Here is a 25,654-nt window from a genome sequence, read left to right on the forward strand (position 1 = left end):
GAAAGCTTGGCCTTTTTTATGTTTCAAAAGTCATAATTTAAGCATCGACCAATAACCTAAAAACACATTAAATAATACACTTTACAACCAAGAATTTTGCTTGTCAGCCTGCATTCAATCCATCACACTGAGTAACCTCAGCTCTGGATAAGAGAATTTGCCCAATAAAGCTTTCCCACTATCTACGTTGCTTTTAGTTGTTATAGCCAGCTATTACTGCATAAAATCGCCTTGATATTGACCAAAGTATCGTCATTGGATGATAAATATATAAGTTATTACGTAGTTACTATTTCAAAACTCTTATCCAAACCTAAGGTTAAGGTTAAGTAAACAACTAGACGCACTTTTTAAAAAGTGTAGATGCTCCTGTTTTAATTATTCGCTTAACTTATTGAAAAATAAACTTTGTCATACTAATAACGCATTGATGACGTATCCAAGTGAAGCTAAGCTTTAGTAGGCTCGTATTAAGCACAACAGCAAGGACTAACACAGTGGTTACCAGAAAATTGAGATTACAAAGAGCATGGTCACAAGAGCAACTAGCACAGCTCAGTGGCTTGAGCCTGAGAACAATTCAGCGTATAGAGCAAGGCCATCAACCCAGTTTAGAATCACTAAAGTCTTTAGCTGCTGTTTTTGAAACTACTGTCGCTGATCTTCAGCAGGAGCTTAACATGAAAAACACGCATTCCAATATCAATATAACTGAGGAAGAACATGAGGTGATTGAACAAGTCAAGGCCATTAAAGGTTTTTACGGACATCTGATCACCTATGTGGTAAGTATTATATTGTTATTTATACTTAATTATATAATTTCACCTGAATATATTTGGGCTTGGTGGGCTGCGCTTGGCTGGGGCATTGGTATCATTAGTCATGGTATTACTACCTTCGAGATTTTTAATTTATTTGGCCCCGATTGGGAAAAACGTCAAATTGAAAAGCGTCTTGGTAGAAAACTATAATAATTAAGCAGCACTTGCCAATTGAGTGCTGATTTTTTGATCGAAAGGTCGTTATTACAAGTACACCCAGCTCGCAAATAAAGCAAATTAATCTAAACTTAGACGAAGATGTAACCAGCAGTAAGTAACGCTTAATGAAAGCTTGTATTTGGGTATTTCTTTCCTCGTTGTTTTTACTTTCTTTGCCAACAACCGCAAAGCTTCCTGATGAAACATTCAGCCAGTTACGTGCACAAGTGAGTAAGGCTGGTGGTAAGTCACCATTAACAGGCATTGACAAAATTGATCAGATAATTAACGAGCATAACCACCAGCTTGCTAAAGCACAAAAAATTAGATTGCTGTATATAAAATCATGGTATCAAATTAACGCAGATAGGTTAGAAGCAGCAATAGAGACTCTGGCTCAAACTCGCCTAATGGCCAGAGACATAGACGAACCAGGCATTTTATATAGTTACTACAGTATTTCTGCCAGTGCTTTTGCTAACGTTGAACTATACGATTTAGCGCTGGAAAATAATTTAAAAGCGTACCAAGAAGCTCCTTTATTAAATCGCCCACAATTTATCAGCCAAACAGAGAACAATATTGGGCACGTTTATTTAAAGCTTGGCTTATTAGACGAAGCAGAGCATTATTTTCAGCGCTTTTACGACTTTGCAGTGCAAATGGATATGCTATCTCAACAAGCTACAGGACTGAATAATTTAGGGGAAGTCGCCTATTTAAGAGGTAAATTAGACAAAGCGCTGCAATTTCATGAGCAATCATTAGCAATTCGTAAAGCAAACGGCTATGACTATCACTTATCTTGGTCTTTATATAATTTAGGTAGAGTATATGCCAGCAAAAAAAACTTTAAACTCGCAGAGCAGTACCTCAAAGACGCGATAGTTAGTTGGCGCAATAACAACGCACTATCAAAAACGGTGCAACCCTTATTGGAGTTAGCGAGCATTTACTTAAGCCAAAACCGCATCGATGAAGCCAATACCGCACTTGATCAAACCATCATGCTTGCGACAAAACATAACCATCTAATTCCACAACAAAAAGCTTTTAGACTACAAAGTAAGCTTAACACCCAAACTGGCAACTTAAAGCAAGCCCTACAGGCCCTTGAACAATACAACGCAGTGACTGAGAAGTTTGCTAAAAAACAAGCATCGATTGGGTTGGCATATATGGTGTCGCAAACAGAGCTACAAACTAAAGAAATAGAACTAAAAGAAGTAGAGCAGGAACACAGAATCGCCGTAGCAACATCCAATGCACAGCGCCGTCAAGGCTGGATTATTCTAGCCAGTGCAATTGCTATAATCATCATGTCGTCTGGCTTTATATACCGACTGAATAAGCGAAAAAGCCAACTACAAACCCTAATAGTACGTTTAGAGAACACCCAAGAAAAGCTGATTGAATCTGAAAAAATGCGAGCCATGACAACATTGGTTTCGGGAATGGCGCACCAACTTAATACCCCCTTGGGGTTAGTCATAACGGCTGACTCAACGTTAAAATCTTTAATAGAGCAACTCGCTGAGCAATTTTCAAAGCAAACTTTAACTGAAAAGCGGCTTTTACAGTTTATAAATCAAGCTAACGAACTTGCTACGTTGAGTCAAAAAAACAGTGAAAAGGCAGCAGATATGGTTCAGCGGTTTAAAATGATGTCTGCAAAATTACAAATTAGCGAACTCAGTGACTTCCCATTACTTACGTTCTTATCAGAAAATACCCACATCTTGATTACCTCTGAACATAAAAATGTTGCTTTCAACTTAAAAGGGCACAATGTAAACATCACCAACTATGCACCCGTTTTACTTAAAGTTATAGCCCAGCTTATTGAAAATTCAATTAAACACGGCTTCACCGATACAAAAGAGCCACAAATAGATATTGAAGTTGAACAAGATGACAGCAATCAAGTCATCATTCATTACAAAGATAATGGAACGGGTATCCCGATAGACAAACGCAAACAAGTGTTTGACCCCTTTTACACCACGCGCTTAGGAGAAGGAAGCTTAGGTTTGGGGTTAAATGTCATCTACAATTCTGTTGTGCATATCATGAATGGGCAAGTCGAATGTATAGAGGACTCCCAAGGTGCTCATTTTGTTATTCGAATACCAAAAGGGATAGACAATAATGTGGATTTACAACCCTACCCTATTGAAGCTCACTGTTAGTTGTGAATTTTATTAATAGAACAATTAGGCTAGGGTTGTATGCCCTAGAGACTGTTGAATTTTGTATATTTTAATACTCAACAACACTTTATTGGCAAGTATTAAATACTGCGTTACAAGACTAAGTTATTTCACAACTAAAAGTGGATGTCCATTGCCAATGCTGCCTCTACAAATACTACTATTTCATTATGTTAAATTATTTGATTGGTTTTTCGCCTCAAACGTACACCACCGCGCAGAAATATCAATAACTTCATAATTAAGACCGGTTTTCATATTGCACATATCAAAATAAAGAATTAATCATAAAAAACAAATACTTGAATTATATAACTATGAGAATAAAATACACTCTGAGCTGGAGTTAAAACTCTAATTTACTTTTCTTAAGGATGAAAAATGAAAAAGTTACTAATTGCGATCACCGCTACACTCTCACTAAGTGCACTTGCTAATACTGAACAAGCATTATCTCCTGCAACAGAAAAAAGCATAAAAATTGTTGCTATTGGCCAAAGCGGCTGGGATCCAATTTGGCGAGAGCCTACTTGTAGCATCGAAAAAACAGATGAAGACGCCGTAGGTAATGCATACATGATTAACCACTATGATATGTGCTTATGTCAAAATAGCAAAAAGTCTAGCTACTTAATTGAAGACACACAGCAAAACCCGAAACAAGAAGCAGTTATCTGTTATATCGAACAATAACCAAAACGCTGAGCTTCGTGCTCAGCGCATGTAATAAGGCGTAATAGCTATCCTTCGGTTGCACTTTTATACTCTTTATGAACTTCAAGGAGAATACTATGTGTACCAATTTTGTTATTACAGCTATTGACCTCGACACCCAAAAATCAAACTCTAATTCCAGCATAAATGCTGTTATTGTCGGCAGAACAATGGAGTTTGGTGAACAATCTGTTGCCGATGGGCAAATTGTAATATTACCTAAAGGTGACCAACCCTACTCTTATGGCAGTACCAATGCACATCACCAATACGATATCGTGGGTGTAAATATAAAAGATGACAAGGCGCCAGTATTAGCCAATTGCTTATCTGATGGCATGAATGAACAAGGCCTAACATGTGGCTCGTTATGGCTGCCGGGGTCTGAATACATCACATCATCTAACTTTAAAGAAAATGGCATACCTGTTTACCTATTTAATAATTGGGTATTAGGCAACTTTAGCTCTACTGAAAAAGTAAAACAGGCTATAACGTCGGGTGATTACCATTTTTACGAAGTTGATGGCTATCCGCTGCCGCTACACTTTCCTATTACAGACAGTGCAGGCAAAAGCATTGTGGTAGAGTTCACATCAAGTGATGGGTTGCCAAGTGTTTATGACAATCATGTTGGTGTATTAACTAATGCACCTACTTTTCCCGAACAGCTCGCTAATCTAAATCACATGGCTAGGTTGCATAAATTTAGCCCTTACAACCCTTCTCAAGTACAGTGCCCAATACTTTCACCACAAGGTGAGGGATATGGCCTGTCAGGGTTACCCGGTGATCCTATCCCTGCGTCACGATTTGTAAAAACAGCTGTTTTAAAGCAATTTGCAACCGATGCACAAGCCGGATACCACATAAAAACAGCAAAAGACGCTAAAACGCTTGCCTATCACTTAATTAACTCCGTTGATTTAGCAAAAGGTGTAACTCGTTATGGCGACGCTCAAAGTAGTACTGGTAGTGACTATACGCAGTGGATTGTTGTTAAAGACCTAACCCATGGTGAGTATCAAATTCGTAAGTATGACTCACCTATTCCGTATACAATTAGCTTTGATGCGATTAAGCAACAAAACTTCACTCAAGCGCAATATATTGATGTTCCAAATAATATTGAAGCACTGCCCCTTATCACTAGCGAGTGATCGTAGCCCGCTAAACAGACCGCTTTAATGCGGTCTATTTACTGTTCAATTACATGGCGATTTATGAGATATTCCAAACACAAGCAAAACAGGCACGCTCACAGGTATTAATTACACATCTGCAAGCTACCCAGACTATTTTGGTGAGATTGTTGAGTTGTGTTTTTATCGGGCATATAACAATAATCCCTTTAAGTGCGAGCCGATTACTCCAAGCTTCACGGGGGAGGTGACAGTATTTAATGGTGAGAGCTTCAAGCCCGGTATTCAAATATCAATTGTTCATAGAGTTGACGTAGCAGACTCTTTCCATTATTCGACACCACATAGAAAACTCCTTTGTTTTAGTGTAACGGAAGTTCTACTCATAACTGCTCCGACTTTTCGGGGGGATTACATATAGGATTAGCTCATAAATAGTCTTTATTTAAAAGTGTGATCCTGCCCTGAGTCCAAGCCCTGATCCTGTGGACCATTTATCGTCACACGAATATTATCTAATCGAAACTCAACAGTACATTCTTAGCATAAGTTGGGCATAAAACATAAGCGTATTAATTAAAGAGAAATATAAGTTCATACTTTTAGATCAAGGTAAAACTCGTGATTTTGCCCTGTATAATAATGAAAGAGCACTGTAATGTTAACACATCACAGTGCTCTTTTTATCTTTAGACTATTCATCATGAATAACCATGCGTATTTAGTTGCGATAAAGTGAACATGAGTAGTGCCCAACTAAATTGCCATCATTAGAACTGAAAAGTGGCACCTGATCGGTTTCTTTCAAATGCTCATAATCGCGCTCTGAGAGTTTGCCTTGTACAAATGATTGTGTCCTAAACACCTCACAAGTATCTGCCTCAATTGTCGGTTTTGTTGGCATACTGTAAACACAAGATACATTTTCATTGTTAGTATTGCCACTGATCTCAAAATGAGCCTCACTGTTGGCATCATTCAGTTTATAATGCAACTGTGTTTTTCCAGACTCTAAAGCGCTAGGTACACTATCAACTGTAGTTAAATTAGTGGCAACAATATCCGTATTGAGTAATTTTCCACTATCGGCTTTTACATTAATGTTCAGTACAACAGAGTGCTTATTATCAGGCAGTGTTCGGTCGCCATGCGTAGCATAGCACGCCAAAGCGTTGGTGCTTTGCATACACTGCGTCCATGTTGATGATGCTTTTTCGCTCGCTGTGTGCAGTAGAACATGAGATGACTTACTGTCTGCAAAATTGATGTCATCACCGGAGCAATGAGCGGCTCTCCATTCATCTAAATCAACGTTGTTATCATCTAGTGAAAAAATATTGCTAACACTTTTTGCAAAGTCGTGATCCTGTAGTGATGGAGCACTACATAACCATTTTTTAAGTGCTATTTTCGACTCAAAATTCATCGTTTGCTTATAGGTGTCCAAAACGCTACGAGCCAACTCAACATTACAACTGTCGTAGCTACTTTGCGCTTGAACCGCTCGCTTTACTGTAATGCTAAACGTATCCTTTGCTTCACCACCTTTGTCATCCCTAACAAGCAGTTCTAATTCAAGTGTTGTATCAGCATCCAGTACGGGGGCGGTAAAAGAAGCATTAGCTTGGTTTTTATCTCGGATGGTCACGGCATAACCTGATTTTTGTGACCATTGATAGTTTGTTACGGTCCCATCTGGGTCACTTGCTGAACTGGTCATGTATACTTCAGCACCAGATTCTATTTCAGTAACAGCAGATATGATAACATTAGGTAATTGATTTTTTGCTTTCTTTACTGTGTTATCAGTAGCGCCACCACTGCCGCTACCACCGCAAGCTGATAACAATGTCATTAAGGCAGCAGTAAAAACAGTGATAGATAGGGGAGTTTTATTTTGGTTTATATGATTCATTAGAGTCGAATATCCTTATTGTCTTAAAAAGCTCAAGCAACCCAGTAATCAATTATGGGGTAAACATTGCCGAGTCGACGTATTCCTTAGTACCCTATTTTAAAACACAATTTCGTTACATTCAATTCACGATTTGATTTTTATCTGTTTTTAAGCTGATATGGTTGCTTTACTAGCTCTATCAAACTTGACATGAACTACGCGTACTCGTTTGGTGCACACTGCTAGGCCGCTTAAGTAATCAAATTTAAAATCTTTAAAGCTAAAAATGAGTCGATTCAATACAGCCTTTAACGAGATTGAAGTGTTTATAAAAACAAAATTTAAACCTTGTCTGAACTACTACAAATATTGTTGTAACATCATGCAATTTTGTCGTTTTTAAGGTATTGCAATACCAGAGTAAGCCATATGTGGGGCTATTTACGTAATATTCCAAAATATATCTATTTGGCTATAACTTCATTGACTCAATATCATAGGTACTACCCCCCCTACTAGTACATAATATAAATAATATCTTATTGTTAGCCTGTAAGGGCTAACAATAAGAAGTAAGCGCGCTTATTAATTTATCTATACCATCACGGGTAATGTCTTTGTGCGTTACAAAACGCATGCCTTGATAGCCCGGTGTAATAACGATCCCCTGCTTTTTTAGTTGTTCACTGATACTCTGAATATCCAGTTGTTCATCAATATCAACAAACACAATATTGGTATGAACACGATAGGCTTGCGTACTAAAACCGGGCAGCAAGTCTAATTGATTAGCAAGGTATTGTGCATTATCATGATCTTCAACTAGGCGGCTAACATTATGTGTTAACGCGTATTGCCCTGGCGCAGCCAAAATACCAGCTTGACGCATACTGCCACCTAACATTTTACGTAAACGCCGTGCTTTTTTAATAAAAGCATTGCTTCCCAGTAATAACGACCCGACTGGTGCCCCTAACCCTTTTGAAAGGCAAATAGTCATAGAATCAAAATGCTGGCTAATTTCTTTAATATCTACATTTAATGCAACAGCGGCGTTATACACTCGCGCACCATCTAGATGCAGTGCTAATTGATGTTTTATAGCAAAAGAGCGTGCTAGCGCTAAATACTGTAAGCTCAGTACTTTTCCACCGATGGTATTTTCTAAGCTCAAAAGCTTTGTACGTGCAAAATGGCTATCATCAGGTTTAATGGCTTTTTCTAGTTTTTTTAAACACAGGCTACCATCAGCTTCGTTTTCTATTGGCTGTGGCTGCACTGAGCCAAGGACGGCAGCACCACCAGCTTCGTAACGGTAGTTATGCGCGTTTTGACCGCACAAATACTCATCACCGCGCTCGCAATGGCTTAGAATCGCCAACAAGTTTGCCTGTGTACCAGAGCTAACAAATATACTCGCTTCAAAACCGTGGCGCACAGCAGCCCAATGCTCTAATTCATTTACACTGGGGTCATCCCCATAAACATCATCACCGACTTGGGCATTGCTCATGAGCAAACGCATTTGCTGACAAGGCTGCGTGACGGTATCTGAACGAAAATCTATCATCTTGCATTATCCCTATCGTTGGTGTTTATAAACAACGCCATTTTTCATTACAAAAGAGACCTTAGACAATGCCGTAATATCATTTTCAGGGTTTGCTTTTAACGCAATAATATCAGCGTACTTGCCCACTTCTAATGATCCTAAATTAGTCTCCTGACCAAGTAACTTAGCAGCATTACGTGTTGCACTAACCAGCACTTGCTTTGGCGTCATACCGTAGTTGACCATCAATTGTGCTTCTTTGGCATTATCACCATGGCGTGACACGCCAGAGTCAGTGCCAAACGCAATATTTACATTATTCTGTAATGCGCTGCGAAACGCGTTCTCCATAAGAGGGGCTACTTTTCGCACTTTATCTGCAACGGCCTTCGGCATATTTGGATTATTTAACACCTCTTTTGAAACCGTGTGACCAGCCAATAGCGTTGGCACTAAATAAGTACCGTGCTTCTTAAACAGCACGATTGACTCTTCATTCAAATACGAGCCGTGCTCAATTGAGTCTACACCCGCACGAATAGCAGCATTAACACCTTGTGTACCATGCGCATGTGCCGCGACTTTGCGACCAAGATTATGCGCAGTTTGAACAATAGCGGTAAGTTCATCATCTGTTAGCTGTTGATTTACACCTGCAGCCGTATTGCTCAATACCCCACCGGTTGCCGTTATCTTAATAACATCAGCGCCATATTTAATTACTTCACGAACAGCACGTTGACAATCGTCAGCGCCATCACAAATACCCAGGCTAGTATTCATTGTTTCAATAACATTGCGTCTATAACCGTGCATATCCGCATGCCCACCAGTTGCTGAAATAGCATTACCTGATGCGAATATGCGTGGCCCAGCTATTGTTTGCTTTTCGATTGCACGTTTAAGTGGGAATATAACTTGATAATTAGCGCCTAAATCTCTGACTGATGTAAAACCTGCATCCAGTGTTTTTTGCAAATAAGGGATTGCTTTTAGCGCGTAGTCGGCATCATCTTGCGTAAGCCAAGCATGCGGATTTGTCTTTGTATCTCGCTCAAATGTCATATGCACATGCATATCTATCATGCCTGGCATCACATAATATGCTTTTAGGTCATAAGTTTTAACACCCTCAAACCCCAACTTTTCAACTGACTGGTAGCCACTATAAATAGCAGACACGCGACCATTTTCGAGTACTAAAGTTTGCTCGGTTAGTGCATCAGCTTCCGGTTTAATAAGTACTTTTCCGGCATGAATAACACCATCAACCTGCGCTAATGCAGCAAGGTGAACGAATAACGCTCCAAAAAATACAGCGATCCTCTTTGTTTTTTTCATTATTTTTCTCCATATCAACGATATGATATCAATACCACATTATTCTCTGTAACTGACTCAATTTGCGGTCAATCAACACCACGCTCTGTTCTTTTGTACCTTTTATCCTCATAATCACGCTCCATTGCGACATAAGTCTCGTAGCCGCTCAATAAACATCTGCGCAGCTATACCTAATCGGTCGCCATCTTGAAAGACTAAAAATAGTGAACTGGTACGAATTGCGCTATAAGTCAAAGGCAAGCGCACTAGCTTGGCGCTTTCTAGCTCGCTCGCAATGGCACTCAAAGGCAACCAAGCAAACCCTAGCCCTTGTGAAATCACATCTATTGAAGTGCGTAAGTGACTCACGGTCCAACGCTGTTCAGCTTCTAACCAACCTGAATCTGAACGTTTATGATATGCAGAATCTCTAATCACGATTTGTCGAAAAGACTTCAAATCCTCAAGTTCAAGCTGTCGATTAAGTTGCTGTAAAGGATGAAAGGGGCTAGAAACCGCGACAAAGTCGATAGTGCATAACTGCTCACTCACTCCGTTTGCAAGACTAATAGGTGAAATGGCTACATCTGCTTGATTACTTTCTACCAATTCGTGTGCGCCGCTTAAAATAGACTCAAATAACTCGATGCGCAATAAAGGATATGATTTAGATGTTGCCTCAAGTGCCTGATAAAGTATATTTTTGTCAAAAACTTCATCAACTGCAATACGCAGCGATGCTTCTACACCAGCACCAAGCGTATAACCCACGGCTTCCACTTTTTGAGCTTCATCTAGCAGGTAGTTAGCACGTCTGAGTAACATTTCACCAGAGTCTGTTAACTTCGTTTTTCTGCCTTCTACATAAAATACTTTAACCCCTAACAACTGCTCAATTTTACTCACTGCAGTGTGAATACTCGACTGACTCTTGTGTATTTGCTCAGCCGCTTGGTTAAACCCACCATGCTCGGCCACCATACGAAACATTCGCCATTGTTCAAGTGTAATTCTTAACATGCTGTTGCACTTTCCTATAATTATCTTGTAGATACGCATTTAGTAAAACATATCGATGTCAGTGGGTGAAAGTTTTTCTGGCTATATTAAAATTAAAAAACACTTTACCTCAACTTAGCTTGAGCTTTTACGCTTTAAGCACTTTCAAAGGAGTATTTATGCGTAACACACTTATTTTATTTTCAAGCGCCAATGAAAATGGCAATACTTTTAAACTGACTAACCAAGTTATGGACAATTTAGCCAACGAACAAGTTAAGTTTTTTCATATTGATAAACTTAACTTCGCAGATTATAACTATAATAATCAATATAGTTATGATGATTTCTATCGCATTGTAGAAGCATTGGATTGGGCAGATAACATCATTTTTGCCTCTCCTGTGTACTGGTATAGCGTAAGTGCCAATATGAAACGCTTAATTGACCGAATGACAGAGCTAACTGAAAACCCCACAATTAAACCAATAGGTAAAGCGCTCAAGGGTAAGCGTGGTTACGTATTGACCACCTCAGCAAGCGAACAAGTGTGTGATGTGTTTGCCCGTTTTTTTAATCAGCTTTATAGTTATTTTGATATAAAATACAGTGAGTTATTACACGCCTCATGTCGTGAGGAATTTACCTTAAAAGAAGAAGAATTTAGACAGTTCATCCACAGCATTAACCGTGCGCCAGCTACCTAATGTAAATAACCTCAGCTCTGGATAAGTGAATTTGCCCAATAAAGCTATTTTTCTCACTCTCGGCGTTGCTTTCATTTGTAATAGCCAGCTATTACTGTATAAAAGCGCCTTGATATTGAAAAAAATATCATCATTGGATTGTACGTAATATTTGTTTACAACAATATTTTCTATTTCAAAACCCTTATCCAAACCTGAGGTTAAATAGCCACTTTAGTATTAGCAAAGTGGCTTTTTTGTTCACCCCTCAATATGGCGCTGACACTGTAATTTATATTTTCGTCGCACTTCATCTACTAAACGATAGCGAGAGCTACGCTGGCGTTCATGAGGAGCAAACATCGAACTGGCACCATCGAGTAAGTTAACAGCATGAGTCAGTGCTTCAATTTTACTTTCATCTAGCTCACTTTGAGCGGTCAACTCATTAATTTGCGCAATTGCTAACTCTTTAGCTGCAATATCTTCAGGCAAACCAGAGCGAGTACACAAGCCATATGTGCCAGATAAAAAGTGCGTCCACTCGGTTTTAATATGGTCAGAGAGTTTTTCATTCAATTTTGCATCTGCGCTGTGATAGCCTTGTGCCTTTAAACCCTCTATGGTTTGTTTATATCTATAACTGAACACGCGATAAATTGATTCTTGATCATCTAAAGCCTGCACTATCCCTAACCAATTAACATAGCCTTTAGCATAATATTCATAATCACTATGCTGCTGGTGCTGACCAAAAAACGACTCACAATGTACACAAGGTTTAAATGATAAGATGCTTGAGGCACAACGCCCTGCTGTTGGTATTGACGCAAAGTTTATTCACTGACCTGTGCCAATGATAGTAATTGCGATAGCGTAATAAAGTGGTTGTTTAGATAATCTAATAACTGCACTGTTATTTCCTTTTTAATTCACAATAAATAAAAAATCCCTCGCCTCTTGACCTCAAGTTAACCTGAGCTTTTAAAGTTAACTTAACTCAGTAACACATACTTATAAATGAGCATTTACCAAGTAATGAAGCAAAGATTTAATAGCGAAAGCGATTAAATCACAAATTTATACAAAGAAAAAATAGGAGATACCCATGCGCTTAGAGCACCTCAATTTAGTGATTACAAATATGGAAAAATCATTGCACTTTTATCAGGCCGCATTTCCTCATTGGCATGTACGTAGCCAAGGGCATGGCCAGTGGTATGGCAAAGCAAGACATTGGTTACATTTTGGCGATGACTATAACTATATTGCCTTTAGCGACCACGGCGAAGGAGAAAACCGGATATTAACAGGACACCAAACAGGGCTTGGTCATTTTGCATTTGAGGTTAATAACCTCAGTGCCCTAATTCAAAGAATGGAAAACTCAGGCTATGCCGTTGACAAAGGTAGCAGTGATAATCCACATAGGCGAAATGCCTACTTTATAGACCCCGATGGTTTTGAAGTTGAGTTTGTTCAATACCATAGCGATCTGCCAAAAGAGCGTAATAATGATGATTAACACTAAACGGGCCACACTGTAACAGCAATGCGGCCTTCACTTTGTTAACAATGATCAGCCAAGCTTCAAGCGCTCAACTTAGAGGAGCCCAGCAAAATCACGATATCTTACTTTAATATAATTAAACTGCTTAATTATAAAATTTTATTTTTATGATTGAATTACAGCATTAGGTTGCGGCTCACGTGAAGCACTACCAAACCGTCTAATCATTTTTGCTATTGGCCGCTCAAAGCAGCAAAAAGAGATATAAGCCACCAGTAAGCTCAAACTCAGTGATAAGATCAGCTTAAATTCAATCGCTATTTCCCACTCGTTAACCATCAAAATAATGGGCATATGCAATAAGTACAGTGAATATGAAATTTTACCAACAAAATCTCCTAACTTGTTAGCAAGCAAGATATTGTTGTTAGGCACTAAAAACACTACACAAAAAAATACAGCACTCATCACCAATAAAACTTCATAGCTAAGCCACATCCTATTTTTAGCGTCTGATGTGACTGGCGTAAACTCTGGATACATAAGTGGAATTAAACATAAAGAAAGAACAAACCAATGTTTTTTAAGATAATCTGGAATTTTTGCTGATTTATAATGCATACCAAACACCACTCCAACAAAGAAAAACGGTAAGGTTCTTAATATGCTAAATAAGTTATATGGAATACCATTAAAATCACCTGAAATTCTAGGGAAATTAGTAAAAAACAGTAACATCATCACTGCAACAGCGCCGACATAAATATATCCAGCTCTTGCATTTGACAATGACCAAAAAATTACAAAAATTAAATAGAACTGAATTTCTGGTGGAATTGACCAAAGTACACTCTCACCATACACAAATAATAAATGGCCTAATAACGTATTAAAATCCGGTATGTTATAAAGCACATCCATTTCAGCTATAGTAAAAAAGTATGAGCAAAAAACAACAAGTAAATACAGGGGCAATACGCGCGCACCTCTGGCTATAAAGTAATGCTTTATATGTTCTTTAGTAAATTTTTTATCTAAATAAAGATGTGACATTAAAAAACCACTTAACATGAAAAATAACATCACGCCATATGCGCCACTACCGCCACCTAAAATACCATCAAACCAATTAGTAATATCACTAAAGTGAGTGAAAAAAACGATTAGCGCAGCCAGTGCCCTAAGTGTGTTTAACTTCCTGATTTGCATAAACTGCTATGTTCCCTTTTTTATTTTTTGTCATGACAGTATTTATAAAAATATCAAAAAAAGACCAACAATGACGATTCAAAGTGGCCTTTTTTGTACTTTTAAAAGCTTATTCAACGAATCTGAGATTCATGTTTACCCCAAATCCCATGCTCACTTTGCCCCTGAATATTCACCCGTTTGGCATTAAACTCAGGCTCTTTGCCCAATTTTCGCTGCGCATTATAATCATTATTTACGGCAATAATGGTCGGTGTTAATAACACAATAGCGAAAATATTTACTAGAGTCATTAAACCAAGCGCCATATCAGCTAAGCTCCATACTTCTTTTAACGTGGCAGTTGCACCCCATAACATCATGCCCAAATACATCGCAGTATAAATACTTCGCCCAAGTTTGTTATCTAATTTAAACAAGTGCAAATTACTCTCAGCATAAGCAAAATTTGCAACGACAGAGGTAAATGCAAACAAAGTAATTGCAGCAGCAACAAAATAAACACCACCTTGCGCTAAATGCGCTGTCATCGCATTTTGTGTAAGACGTATGCCTTGCATTTCACCACTAATGTCAACATCAGCGAGTAGAATAACCACAGCAGTACAACTGCACAGCACAATGGTGTCAAAAAACACGCCTAGCATTTGAATATACCCTTGCGTTACAGGGTGATTTGGCACTGGACTGGCAGCCCCTGAGGCGTGAGGTACACTACCAGCACCCGCTTCATTTGAGTATAACCCGCGCTGAATACCATTTTTAATCGCAGCTCCCATAGCACCAGCACCCGCCTCTTGTAAGCCAAAAGCTGAGAGTAAAATGTCTTTGATCATTGCAGGTACTTCACTAAAGTTAATCAGCGTTATTATCACTGCGACAGAAACAAATACAATGCCCATCATAGGCACCACTCGCTCAGCAAATCGGGCTATGGCTTTAAAACCACCTAGTATGATAGAGCCCGCCAACACAGTGATAACAATACCTGAATAAAGCGGTGGAATATCAAATGCAAAAGATAATGCATCAGTAATAGTATTGGTTTGCATAGCACTGAAACTAAATCCATAACCCAAAAACAAGCAAACAGCAAAAACAATGGCTAACCAGCGCTTATTTAAACCCATTTGAATGTAATAAGCAGGCCCGCCACGAAACTCTCCAGCGCTATCTCGCACTTTATAAACTTGACCAAGTACGCTCTCAGCAAAGCCAGTAGCCATACCAAGCACTGCAATCACCCACATCCAAAAAATAGCCCCACTGCCCCCAAGTGAGATAGCCACTGCAACACCCGCTAAATTACCTGTGCCAACACGTGCTGAAAGCCCTGTACACAATGCTTGAAAGGAACTGATTTCTTCTTTATTAGCTTTGCTACTGCCTTTTAGCAAAGTAAACATATGCGCAAACTGGCGCACCTGAATACAGCCTAATCGCGCCGAAAACCACACACCTGCAAACAGTAAAATATAAATCAGTAATTGGCCTTCTCCCCACAAAAGGCCATTAACGCTAGCAATCACTTCATTTACCATGCAGAACTCCTGTTATGCACCTTTCTAGATGCATTATTATTATATATTTTGCAAATGCACACCTGCGAGCATACAGCGAATAGAGCCACCTGCAGACTCTAAAGTAGGAATGCTCATCGGCAATAAGCGAGCTGAGCTTTCAATGATGTTTTTTTGTTCCATCGTGAGCGCATCACACGCCGTATGAGATAACGCTAATACTCGCCCATGTTTACCCTTTAACTCTATAGCATTACCACAAAACTGCGCAATTTGACTGTTTGAGAGCACAATCACTTCCTTTTTATGTTGTGCAAAGCGCTCTAATAAAGATGCCTGCTGTTCTTTTGGCACCATATCTAAGCCAATCATGACAAAGTTGCTTGCCACACACATCAAGACATTAGTGTGGTATACCGCCATACCTTGTTCATCAATGGCTTTAAATATATGAGCTTGATAACCCAATTGCTTGCATACTTTCGCCACTAACTTAGCGCATGTGCGCTTTGACTCAACGGCATAGGCAGTTTTGTGATAATGATCCATCACCATAGAGCCCGTACCTTCTAAAAACAAATTATTACGCGTTAAATCACTAAAATCCGTCAGCTTACTCACTCTATAGTGCTGCTTTAAAAATTCTATTATATCGTTACGTCGCTCTGCTCGACGATTGGGGGCATACATAGGGTAGGTTAGCAGTTGACCATCGCCATGTGTAGAAAACCAATTGTTAGGAAACACCGAGTCTGGTGTTAACTTAGTTTCATCCTCAAATAAATGTACGATTACGCCCGCATCAGTTAGCAATTTGGCCACACCAGTGACTTCTTGATAAGCCTTTATACAACTATTTTGGCTCTCAGCAGCAACTTGATACGCATTATCATGCATTGTTTGTGGATTAGATACAAAGTGATGGGGTCGGATCATCACCACAGCATTAGGCGTTTGTGATTGCCTCATACTGCCCCCAGCCTAACGATTACCGGTTTGGTACAAGCCAAAGGTACAGCTTGTTCAAGTGTAAAAAAGAACGCCCGCATTGCGCCTCCTAAGGTGTTGTCATAATTTAAACTCTACTATAACGAGCAAAAAGAACAGTTAAAATGCCAAAGCTATAAGCAATTAGCACTATTATTTATCATTTTGTACAGTCATACATTGCAAAATGCCAACATCTTGGTACTTTAAATGGGTTCGTTGTTTAAATTTGGGAGTTTTAAATGCAGCCTTATCTGTATGACTCATTAGATAAAGCGCTTATCGCAGCACTTAGAAAAGATGGTCGAGCATCTATATCTGCATTAGCACAATTGCTTAATATATCTCGTGGTACAGTACAAAATCGTTTAGATAGGCTACAAAGCTGTGGCGCTATATTAGGGTTCACTGTAAGGGTTCATGAACAAATAGACAGTGACTGCGTGCACGCCATTATGATGATAGAGGTCGTAGGCCAGTCAACCTCCCAAGTCATCCAAAAATTAAAAGGCATACCTGAACTGGTTAGAATACATACCACTAATGGCGCGTGGGATTTAATAGCAGAAATAAAAACAGCTAATTTGAGCGCATTTGATAGCGTACTAAAAGAGGTCCGAGCAATACACGGTATTCTCAACAGCGAGACCAGTATTAAGCTTTCTTCAATTTAAGCTAATGAGGAAGATCTGTATACTTTTTATAAATAGCCTCGATTTCTTGATTTGCTATCATAATGGTTAAAGCATCATCTAATTGTTTTTTCAAATCAACCAAATGCGGCTGTAATCGCATGGCGACGTTGGTAGTCTCAATCGTGTATGCATCATTAAACTGCCCATAAGCTGGGTTATTGGCAATATAATAATGTGCCGTATCTTGACCTATTAAAATATAGTCTAAACGACCATAAGCCAACTGACCTAACAGCTCTTTTTCAGAAACATTATCGTATACAAGTAACTTATCCTCACCAAAGTGTCGTTCAAAAGTGCCATACCGATACCCTCTTACACGACCAACGACACTTCCGTAAGCCTGATTTATCACTTCTAACGTATTACTGTGGTTAGCTAATAAAATCTCCACAGATGTTGCGTAATCAATGGTATAAACACCCGGCACTTTTTGTTCTGCGCGCCACTGCCAATTAACTCCGGGTTCAATATCTACTTGACCTGAGTCAAAAAAACGTTGCCCACGCGCCACTGATGTGGCTATAAACTCAAACTCATGACCAGTTAGCTGCGAAAGCCGGGCAAAAATATCCGCAAATATACCAACAACCTGCTGATTATCTCTAAAACTGTAAGGTGGATTAGCACCGTGATACACCAACACGGTATACTTTTGACCAAAAGCGGAAAACGCAATTAACGCAATACATATAAGCCATAGTTTCATAGCAGCTCACTTAACCCTATATTACCTATAAGTTAGTTATAGCATTTTGTTTGACTTTTAACCGCCCCGCTTAAAGTCATTGTGTTTTATTATTCAGATTTAAGTTGTTGAGCATATTTTGCTACCACTAATAAATTAGCAATAAACCATAAATCTTTAATCACAAATTGCCCAAGGCCTGCCAATAGAGTCTGTGAGCTAAATGCCCCTTCGGCACTAAATAAAAATGTTTGTGTCATAACAAATACCGAGCCACACCCAAGTATGGCCAGCAGCATTACATTGCGATGCTTAAACCACAGGCCTAGCCCGAGTAAAGCTGCAAAAACTAGGTCAAAAATACCGATAATATTTGACGCCTGTTGCACCGAAAATACTTCATAAAGCCATGACATAAATGGCGAAGTGCTCACCAGTGATACAATGCCTTTAGCTTCAAATTCAAAAAACTTGAGCCCACCAATCCATAACAACACCATCGCCACAGGCGCATAATTTAACCAAGCTTGTTGTTTAAGAGAAAAACGAGAAGAAAAATACACGCTCAATAATAAAGGAAGAAGTGCCACATATTTTATAATACCTTGCCCAGAACCTAGCACAGGAAAGCCACCTAAATCTTGCAGATATCGACTGGGGCTAAGTAACGTCAATAAAAATACAACCGCAATAGCAAGTAATGCACCAACACCTAAATATTTAAGTTGAGGTTTATTAGCAAATACAAGTATCGCAGCAAATACCATAACGACACCAATCAGTAAGCCAAGAGTGGCGCTATTGGCTATGCTATCAATATGATAAAAGCCAAGTAGTACATCCATACCTTTGGCATTGCCGTTTAGTGCAAACGACAAACCTAACAGTCCAAGGCTTGCTGCTAAGCACACTTTTATAGCTAGATTTACATACTTATCAAACATTAATTTATTCTCTTTATACACAATAGTGAACAGTTGACCGTTCAAAGCAAAGTTTTACTTCAAATATGGTTTGATTCAAACTTCGAGAAAGTATCAAGGCCTATAAGGATACGTTTTTGAATTAAGCAGACTGTGTTGAGTTAATATAAGCGGCGCTGATGTGCGCCGCTTATATTAAACTTAAGGCGTGTTTAACTTAAATTAACTTGATAGGTAGGTGGCTGATTGAGTTGCTTACCAAGTCCTCTCAGCCCAAGCCACCAAATCAATGCCAGTACCGACATTGCCGCCAACCAAATACTGGCGAACATCGGTTGCTTTGCAAAGTTGGCGAGCTGATAAATACTGGTTGATAAAATGTAGGCCAATGAGGTGGTCCAACCAATTACCAACCACATCCAGCGCGCGCCAGATTCTCTTTTTACCGCGCCTAGCACCGCTACGCATGGGGTATATAACAAAATCAGTACTAGATAACTAAATGCACCCAACTGGCCATTAAACTGACTGGCCATTTGCGTTAGTAATGCATTACTGTTTGCATCTTGTTCATCCAATGCGCCAAGGCCCAAAGGATCGCCAAGACTACCTAATAAATCAATGAAGTTGTTTGGTATAGTGGCGAACGCTTCAATTGTTGAATCAACTAATGAGTATTCACTTTGCAGCTCACCTTGGCCAATATAGAGCGCATCAAGGGTACCTACAATCGCTTCTTTGGCAAATAGTCCTGTCACAATACCCACCGTGGCAGGCCAGTTGTCTTCATCAATACCCAGAGGCTTAAATGCTGGTGTGACTACTTGCGCTGTTTTAGCCAGTAACGAACGTTCAGTATTTTCATTGCCAAAGCTGCCATCAGTCCCAATTGAATTAAGCATACTCAATAGCACAACGACCATCACGATAGTTTTACCTGCACGCAGCGTAAAGCCTTTAAGGCGGTGCCATGTTGTGAGCCAAATATTGCGCCATACAGGTAAATGATAAGCTGGCATTTCAGTATAAGACGGTGTTTTTTCACCGGTAAACACCAGTTTTCTAAAGATAAAACCACTGGCAACAGCGACCACAATCCCCAATAGATATAATGCAAATACCACATTAGCACCATTAGTTGGAAAAAATGCAGCAGCAAATAACGCATAGACAGTTAAACGCGCACCACATGACATAAAGGGTGCCATAATAATGGTGAGTAAACGGTCCGACTCACGGTTCATAGTCCGCGCTGACATCACCGCAGGGACGTTACAACCAAACCCTACAATTAAAGGCACAAATGCATTACCCGGCAAACCAATAGATGACATAAGTCGGTCAATAACAAATGCAGCCCGAGATAAATAACCACTATCTTCGAGTAATGATAAACACAAATACAATATGCCAATGACGGGAATAAAGGTGGCTACCAACTGTACACCTGCACCAAACCCATCAGCTAGAATAACACCGAGCCAATTAGGTGCATTAATGGCAGCTAACCCTTCTTTAACGCCATCGATTAATAATGCACCAACAAAAATATCAAAAAAGTCGATAAAAACCGCGCCAAAATTTACCGCTATGGTAAACATCAAGTACATCATTGCCAAAAAAATAGGCACACCTAAAAAGCGGTTAAGTACTATTTTATCTAACGAGTCGGTTATGTCTGAGCGCTGTGGTGAAATAACATTCACTCCATGAGTAAGGCCACGTACCTTTTTATATCGCTCTGTGGTAGCTGCCACTAAATCCGTATTTATTACACTCGACTTATTAACTGTTTTTTTACTACTAGTATTTTGCGCTAAAGCAATAGACAAAGCTGATTTAAGCGCATCGGCACCTTTACCTGTTGAGCCCACCATCTCAATTACAGACAAACCTAAACGCTCACTGAGCAATTTAACGTCGAGTGTTTTACCGCGCTGCGTTGCCACATCAACCATGTTTGCAACAACAAGCATGGGTGTGCCCAGCTCTTGCAGTTGAGTCGTTAACACCAAGTTACGCTCAAGATTTGCCGCATCAACAATATTGATGATTAAGTCAGCATTGCTTTGGTGCAAAAAGTCGATGGCAATTTGCTCATCCTGCCCTGCTTCTATTTGTTCAAGACTATATAAACCCGGTAAATCAATGAGCTCAATTTCTTGGCTTTTACCTGTATTTGATAAAGTAAAGTGACCAATTTTTTGCTCTACCGTAACGCCTGGCCAATTACCCACCTTTTGTTTTGAGGATGTTAGGCGGTTAAAGAGTGTTGTTTTGCCACAGTTAGGGTTTCCTACTAATGCAATCTTCATTGACGCCCCTAAAGTTTTACGGTTAAAGAAATTAAACTCGCGTCGATTTTTCTAACGCTCACTAATGTATCGCCCACTTTGACTTGCAATGGGCAGCCCATAGGCGCAACGTTCATTAGCTCAATTGATTCCCCTGGTACTAAGCCAAGGGCCATGATGCGGCTAGATAGCGCAAAGTCTTGATGGTGCAAAGCTTCAATCACCGCTTTTTGTCGCGGCTTTAATTCATTTAAAGTCATAAATTAAACACTTATTGCAATTGGCAATAATTACCATTCCTATTTTGGTGCATGATAACTCACTCCAGTGCCTAATGAAAGTGTATGACTACGCTCTTGAGCAAAGCATTTAAGGTATGCCAACCTTTCGATCATTTAAATTTATTGTTTCAAAAAGCAGAAAGTTAACGCCTGATATAAGCACAAACAGTACGTATTCTCACCGTTTGTGCCACCTTAAAACAATGCAACTGCAATTAAAATGAAATACTCACCCCAACAGAAGGCAAAGGCATATCGGGGAACTGATAATCTTTTTCAAATGTTGTATACATTTTATCATATTCAAGCTCTTGCACAGCTTTTGAGCCATAAACGTTCAACACTTCAAAATAGACATTACTTTCAAGCCCAAATAGTTGCGTTTTGTAATCAGCGCGAATATCTAGGCGATGATAGTTATCCCATTGCTGGGCGTTAAACTCTCCATAGTGTGGAATATAGAATAGGGGCTCATTACCTTGCTCTATATAAGGTGTTGCTGATTGGACTTGAGTATAACGCCTGCCACTTTGAAAACGCCACTTGGCGCCCAATTGCCAATTGTCATTCCACTTATAATCTACAACAAGATTGGCAACCCAAGGCAAATCAAACTCTGAATTAAACTTTTGTTTTGTAAGGGTGTTATCACGCTCTGTTTTGCTATATGCAATACTCGCCCAACCAAACCAATCATCCGCAAGCTGCTTATTAACTAACAACTCAACCCCATAAGATTGACCTTTAGCAACATCTTCAAATGTAGAGTACCCCATTGTAATTTGGTTTGGCATGCGCTTTTGTGCATTAGGGTTTGCAACAATTAAGTTATCTAATTCTTTATAAAATAGTTCTGTTTTAACGCTATACCCAGCATCTAACTGAGACTCCAAATTCAACGCATAATGCTTTGATCCACTAGCTTGCAAATTAGGGTTGCCATACCCTTCAATGATAAATTGATAGTCATCAATTAAAGTATGATGCACCCCCATACTAAAATTCACCTTGTGCGCCATGTTAACTTGGTAGCCCACTCTTACTCTTGGCTCCAGATAGTTTTGGTCATTCCTATCAGAGCCGATAAAAGAAATACCCACTTGATAATTCCACCTCTGAGATAAATCTGCACTTGCTTGAATATAAGCCTGATATTTGTTGAAGCTCAATTTACCTGATGTTTCAAACAGATCACTGAAATAACTTGGGGGGCAAATTTCAAACTCTAAATTACAAGCAAGCAAACGACCACTGCTAACATAATCTACTTCTGTGTCTTGCAACTTTGCCCCAAATTTAATAACACTGCTTTCACCACGATAGGTTACATCGGTTTGTGCTATTAACTTTGTGATGTCAGCATCCCAGCGAAATATATCTCCCTCACGTTCTTGTTTATTTTGTGTCAATATATTCAGGCTCGTGGTTGTTTCAAAATCCCCAGTAAAATTTTGCCAACTTAAAGCTTGACTGTGAAAGTAAGTTTCAAAACGCTCCCCTGATGCTAAATCTGGGTTTTTACCAATATCTCGCCCCCCCTCATCAAAAGCAATCTCAATATAGTCTTTCGCACCACTTGCCGTGGCACGGATAATATTATTATCATTCACATCCCAAATCAGCTTTGCTTGGTAGTCACGATTTCTTGGTGGTACTGCGAACGAAAAATCCTCATCCTCAATAAAATTATCAACATAGGTGTGTACTAAGCTTTCACGAAAAGAAACATAAAATGCGGCATTATTAGATATTGCCTGCTCATATAAAAAACCACTCCTAAAAAAGCTCAAATCGAGCACTTGAGAAGGGGTATCTCCATCTGGGTCTCGTAACTGAGTTAAAATTACCCCGCCATTAGCATCAGCGTATTGACTGGACCAAGCACCAGTTTTCAATTCAAAGCTTTCAATTAATAGTGGGTTATAAATGCTCAGGCCATCGTTATGAAATACATAGCCCATTTCTAAACCATCGGTTAAATATAAATTATCACTCACAGAGCTACCACGAATAGCGGGCTGTGCTACTGGCCCTCCTGTACTTGGCGTAGCAAGCACAACTCCAGGCAAAGCTTCTAGCCCTTTTAATGGGTCATTACCCGTGCCGGGCAAAAACAACAGCTTACCTGAACTGATTTTGATTCCATCAGGTTTTGAAGCAACCACGGTGATGCTTTCTATCTCTTTCTCTAGTGCATTACTTTGTGCCCAAACTGGTGTGCCTACTGTGCCAATAATCATTGCTAAAATATGTTTTGAAAAAGTCATCTTGCGTCCTTTAATATTCATTTTGTGATGACTTTAATTTACGTACCTATTGCTTTCTGGTTTAATTAAACTATTGATTTATGTATGAATGGGCAGTTTTTTGTATGAATGGGCAATTTCCATTAGGCGCAATTAGTCCTTGGCGGTATTTTTTCTTTGCTGGCTTCTTTTTGGCTTGCCTACTCAGTGTCTCAGATGATGATAATAACCTGCCTGTATGGCTAAATTTTTTCGTTTGGCAAGTACAAGTTTTTTCCTGCTTAGCCTTTTTTATTTTGACCCACTGCCTACTCAAAGGTCCATTAGGAAGGCAAAATGACATACTCAAATTGGCAATTAGTTCTATAATAGGCGTTACTTTTTATGCCCCATTTTCATTGCTGATCGACGTTTATGTAGAATATGAAACAGCATATAGCTGGAATGCGCTTTTTGAAGAATGGCAAAACATGGTCCCCCCTGCACTATTATCTTGGATAGCTATTAACTTGCCTTGGGTCATTGGCTTTAAGCTAGAAAAAACAACAAGCACACCCCATAGTGCAAATATGGCAATAAAGAAAGGCATCAGCCATACAAAATCATCAACCGAATTAAGCCCAAATATTGAACAAGCAAGTATTCAGTGTACAAAAAATGAAGAACAGTCAGGTCTGAATCATAACTGTGATCGCCACTCCTTTTACCAACTGGCACAGCTCAAATCCATTAGTGAGCTCATTTATTTAAAAGCTGAATTGCATTATTTAAAAGTGGTTACGCAATCACAGCAGCATTTGATTTTATATAACCTAAAAGATGCTATTTCAGATATTTGTGCCGCTGAACCAAGCATTATTGATGGACAGACGCATCGCAGCTTTTGGGTAAATAAAGAACATATTCTATCACTCTCAAAAAATAACCGTGAAGGGTCACTGTTAATGTCAAACAAAGACTTTGTTCCTGTTAGTCGTACAAACATGAAAAAGGTTAAAGCATGGTTAGAGAGTAAAGCTTAGGCTAGGGCATGCTGTACATGAGTAAAATGGCTTTATTAACCTGTTGTATTTATGAAGATTAATGTATCAGTATTAAATTCTGTCGCAAAATGTCGTAAAGTTTTCAGGTTACTGTCGCAATTTAGTCGTAAAAGATTCCATGATAATGTTGAATCATTGCGCTGTCTTTAATCAATATAATCACAGGGTTAATATGAAAATAAATGCCACATTAATATTAAAATTAAGAGCTCAACAAAGTTGGTCTCAAGAAGAGTTAGCCATTGCATCTGGCTTGAATCTCAGAACAATTCAGCGAATCGAAAAAGACGCGACTGCTTCACTGCAATCTAAAAAAGCATTGGCGTCAGCATTTGACATCAATATTCATGAGCTCGACGATGAAGAGTCAGTAAAAGTGACCAAATACGAATTCAAAACATTAGAAATAGCACATAATGAGGGGTTTCTTGCTGGCCTTAAAAAACAAAAGCTACCGGATTTAGCCAGTATTTTAAATAAAGAGGGCCAACATGGCTGGATGTTGGTTCAAGTGTTAACACCTGAGATTACTCAAGGTGTTTGGACAGGTCAAACAGGCTCAATGATCGCTATTTTGCAAAGAGCATATACTTAATTAATGTAAAAATTATCTATTAGCTGCAAGTATTTATTCACTTAACGCGTAAACTTTAAGCAAGCTCGCGATTTTATTTATAAAATTTACATATCGAATGTTTAACAAAAACCAAAAGAGAAACGTCAGCACTGGCAACACTTGCAGCGTAATACTA

General features: G+C 39.2%; 22 protein-coding genes. 9 read left to right on the top strand and 13 right to left on the bottom strand.

Going from position 1 to position 25,654, the window contains the following annotated elements; translation table 11 throughout:
• The first annotated feature begins 497 nt into the window (after positions 1-497).
• From OCI93_RS05720 to OCI93_RS05735, 4 genes are all read left to right on the top strand, one after another.
• The gene (locus OCI93_RS05720) at positions 498-974 is read left to right on the top strand and encodes a 2TM domain-containing protein (RefSeq protein ID WP_261593728.1); all 477 of its coding nucleotides are present in this window, start codon (positions 498-500) and stop codon (positions 972-974) included.
• Positions 975-1,108: 134 nt separating this feature from the next.
• Positions 1,109-3,172 (top strand): tetratricopeptide repeat-containing sensor histidine kinase, encoded by a 2,064-nt coding sequence (locus OCI93_RS05725; RefSeq protein ID WP_261593727.1) that lies wholly within the window; start codon positions 1,109-1,111, stop codon positions 3,170-3,172.
• Positions 3,173-3,574: 402 nt separating this feature from the next.
• On the top strand, positions 3,575-3,886 hold the full coding sequence (locus tag OCI93_RS05730) for a hypothetical protein (RefSeq protein ID WP_261593726.1): 312 nt from the start codon (positions 3,575-3,577) through the stop codon (positions 3,884-3,886).
• A gap of 98 nt (positions 3,887-3,984) precedes the next feature.
• A complete protein-coding gene (locus OCI93_RS05735) occupies positions 3,985-5,067 on the top strand; it encodes a linear amide C-N hydrolase (RefSeq protein ID WP_261625981.1) in 1,083 nt (360 codons plus the stop codon).
• Between the two features lie 703 nt (positions 5,068-5,770).
• On the opposite strand, the gene OCI93_RS05740 is transcribed toward OCI93_RS05735, so the two are convergent.
• The 4 genes from OCI93_RS05740 to OCI93_RS05755 all read right to left on the bottom strand — a co-directional run bounded on the left by OCI93_RS05740 (position 5,771) and on the right by OCI93_RS05755 (position 10,841).
• Entirely contained in the window at positions 5,771-6,964 is a 1,194-nt protein-coding gene (locus tag OCI93_RS05740; protein ID WP_261593722.1) for a PKD domain-containing protein, read from the bottom strand.
• A gap of 541 nt (positions 6,965-7,505) precedes the next feature.
• Positions 7,506-8,516 carry a low-specificity L-threonine aldolase gene (gene ltaE / locus OCI93_RS05745; RefSeq protein ID WP_261625982.1) on the bottom strand — a complete coding sequence of 337 codons (1,011 nt, stop codon included), beginning with the start codon at positions 8,514-8,516 and terminating at the stop codon, positions 7,506-7,508.
• Between the two features lie 12 nt (positions 8,517-8,528).
• Positions 8,529-9,839, bottom strand: a complete 1,311-nt coding sequence (locus OCI93_RS05750; RefSeq protein WP_261625983.1) for a metal-dependent hydrolase family protein — start codon at positions 9,837-9,839, stop codon at positions 8,529-8,531.
• A 114-nt stretch (positions 9,840-9,953) separates the two neighbouring features.
• Positions 9,954-10,841, bottom strand: coding sequence for a LysR family transcriptional regulator (locus OCI93_RS05755; RefSeq protein ID WP_261593718.1), 888 nt, complete (start codon positions 10,839-10,841; stop codon positions 9,954-9,956).
• Between the two features lie 158 nt (positions 10,842-10,999).
• Between OCI93_RS05755 and OCI93_RS05760 the strand changes: the two genes are divergently transcribed.
• Positions 11,000-11,527 (top strand): flavodoxin family protein, encoded by a 528-nt coding sequence (locus OCI93_RS05760; RefSeq protein WP_261625984.1) that lies wholly within the window; start codon positions 11,000-11,002, stop codon positions 11,525-11,527.
• 240 nt (positions 11,528-11,767) lie between these two features.
• On the opposite strand, the gene OCI93_RS05765 is transcribed toward OCI93_RS05760, so the two are convergent.
• The gene (locus tag OCI93_RS05765) at positions 11,768-12,193 is read right to left on the bottom strand and encodes a DUF6058 family natural product biosynthesis protein (RefSeq protein WP_315942793.1); all 426 of its coding nucleotides are present in this window, start codon (positions 12,191-12,193) and stop codon (positions 11,768-11,770) included.
• A gap of 421 nt (positions 12,194-12,614) precedes the next feature.
• On the opposite strand from OCI93_RS05765, the gene OCI93_RS05770 reads away from it, so the two are divergent.
• Positions 12,615-13,031, top strand: coding sequence for a VOC family protein (locus OCI93_RS05770; RefSeq protein ID WP_261593715.1), 417 nt, complete (start codon positions 12,615-12,617; stop codon positions 13,029-13,031).
• Between the two features lie 150 nt (positions 13,032-13,181).
• Here the strand turns inward: OCI93_RS05770 and OCI93_RS05775 are convergent, their stop codons facing one another.
• From OCI93_RS05775 to ctlX, 3 genes are all read right to left on the bottom strand, one after another.
• Positions 13,182-14,225, bottom strand: coding sequence for an acyltransferase family protein (locus OCI93_RS05775; protein ID WP_261625985.1), 1,044 nt, complete (start codon positions 14,223-14,225; stop codon positions 13,182-13,184).
• A 113-nt stretch (positions 14,226-14,338) separates the two neighbouring features.
• The gene (locus tag OCI93_RS05780) at positions 14,339-15,766 is read right to left on the bottom strand and encodes an alanine/glycine:cation symporter family protein (protein ID WP_261593713.1); all 1,428 of its coding nucleotides are present in this window, start codon (positions 15,764-15,766) and stop codon (positions 14,339-14,341) included.
• 39 nt (positions 15,767-15,805) lie between these two features.
• Positions 15,806-16,714: a citrulline utilization hydrolase CtlX gene (gene ctlX / locus OCI93_RS05785; protein ID WP_261625986.1), complete on the bottom strand. Its 909-nt coding sequence runs from the start codon at positions 16,712-16,714 to the stop codon at positions 15,806-15,808.
• A gap of 260 nt (positions 16,715-16,974) precedes the next feature.
• On the opposite strand from ctlX, the gene OCI93_RS05790 reads away from it, so the two are divergent.
• Positions 16,975-17,406 (top strand): Lrp/AsnC family transcriptional regulator, encoded by a 432-nt coding sequence (locus OCI93_RS05790; protein WP_261593709.1) that lies wholly within the window; start codon positions 16,975-16,977, stop codon positions 17,404-17,406.
• A gap of 1 nt (position 17,407) precedes the next feature.
• Here the strand turns inward: OCI93_RS05790 and OCI93_RS05795 are convergent, their stop codons facing one another.
• The 5 genes from OCI93_RS05795 to OCI93_RS05815 all read right to left on the bottom strand — a co-directional run bounded on the left by OCI93_RS05795 (position 17,408) and on the right by OCI93_RS05815 (position 23,880).
• Positions 17,408-18,136, bottom strand: coding sequence for a substrate-binding periplasmic protein (locus OCI93_RS05795; RefSeq protein ID WP_261593707.1), 729 nt, complete (start codon positions 18,134-18,136; stop codon positions 17,408-17,410).
• 89 nt (positions 18,137-18,225) lie between these two features.
• Positions 18,226-19,059, bottom strand: a complete 834-nt coding sequence (locus OCI93_RS05800; protein WP_261625987.1) for a YkgB family protein — start codon at positions 19,057-19,059, stop codon at positions 18,226-18,228.
• A 191-nt stretch (positions 19,060-19,250) separates the two neighbouring features.
• Positions 19,251-21,353 carry a ferrous iron transport protein B gene (gene feoB, locus OCI93_RS05805; protein ID WP_261625988.1) on the bottom strand — a complete coding sequence of 701 codons (2,103 nt, stop codon included), beginning with the start codon at positions 21,351-21,353 and terminating at the stop codon, positions 19,251-19,253.
• A gap of 8 nt (positions 21,354-21,361) precedes the next feature.
• Positions 21,362-21,592, bottom strand: a complete 231-nt coding sequence (locus OCI93_RS05810; protein ID WP_261593702.1) for a FeoA family protein — start codon at positions 21,590-21,592, stop codon at positions 21,362-21,364.
• Positions 21,593-21,828: 236 nt separating this feature from the next.
• Positions 21,829-23,880: a TonB-dependent receptor plug domain-containing protein gene (locus tag OCI93_RS05815; RefSeq protein ID WP_261625989.1), complete on the bottom strand. Its 2,052-nt coding sequence runs from the start codon at positions 23,878-23,880 to the stop codon at positions 21,829-21,831.
• 104 nt (positions 23,881-23,984) lie between these two features.
• Between OCI93_RS05815 and OCI93_RS05820 the strand changes: the two genes are divergently transcribed.
• On the top strand, positions 23,985-24,881 hold the full coding sequence (locus OCI93_RS05820) for a LytTR family DNA-binding domain-containing protein (RefSeq protein WP_261625990.1): 897 nt from the start codon (positions 23,985-23,987) through the stop codon (positions 24,879-24,881).
• Positions 24,882-25,074: 193 nt separating this feature from the next.
• Positions 25,075-25,497 carry a DUF4177 domain-containing protein gene (locus OCI93_RS05825; protein ID WP_261593698.1) on the top strand — a complete coding sequence of 141 codons (423 nt, stop codon included), beginning with the start codon at positions 25,075-25,077 and terminating at the stop codon, positions 25,495-25,497.
• The last annotated feature ends 157 nt before the right edge of the window (positions 25,498-25,654 follow it).

This window comes from Pseudoalteromonas holothuriae (genome assembly GCF_945859825.1).
Classification (GTDB): Bacteria; Pseudomonadota; Gammaproteobacteria; order Enterobacterales; family Alteromonadaceae; genus Pseudoalteromonas; species Pseudoalteromonas holothuriae.